Source organism: Paraburkholderia sp. BCC1876 (genome assembly GCF_902833695.1).
In the GTDB taxonomy this organism is placed as follows: domain Bacteria; phylum Pseudomonadota; class Gammaproteobacteria; order Burkholderiales; family Burkholderiaceae; genus Paraburkholderia.
The window spans coordinates 1-448 of record NZ_CADFGI010000090.1 but is presented as its reverse complement, the minus strand read 5'-3'; the positions used below and the strand labels follow the sequence as shown (position 1 = coordinate 448).

The 448-nt window shown below is 72.3% G+C and carries 1 pseudogene; it reads right to left on the bottom strand.

From position 1 onward, the window contains the following. Positions 1 to 448, bottom strand: a pseudogene (locus HWY05_RS37910) (glycosyltransferase); the annotation flags it as partial.

The window sequence follows — 448 nt, the reverse complement described above, 5'->3', positions numbered from 1 at the left end:
CGCGGCCGGCGCGCGCGGCTGCAGGTCGAGGCGGTCGTGGCTGATGCCTTCGGCGCTGAACCAGCCGAGCAGCATGTCGACGCCGCCGTCGCGCGGGATCGAGCCGATCCGCATCCGCGAGCCCGGCACGGCGTGCAGGATGCGCGCCCAGACCGCGATCACGTCGTGGCGCAGCTTGTTCAGGCGGTTGAAGCTGCCGAAGGTCACGTAGCCGTTGTGCAGCGCCGGCAGCAGGTTGACGGGCGGCGCGTTCTCGGCGGGCTTGAAGGTGCCGCCGGCCGGCAGGTGGACGGTCTTCTCGCTGTACTGGCGCTCCATCTCGCCGAACGGCACGCCGAAGCGGTCCGCGAAGTGATAGTCGATCGCGTCCAGCCCGGTGGTGCCCGGGTAGCCGAGCCAGGTGACCTCCACCGGCGCCGGCTTGCGCGCGAGCGCGGGCAGCCGGTTG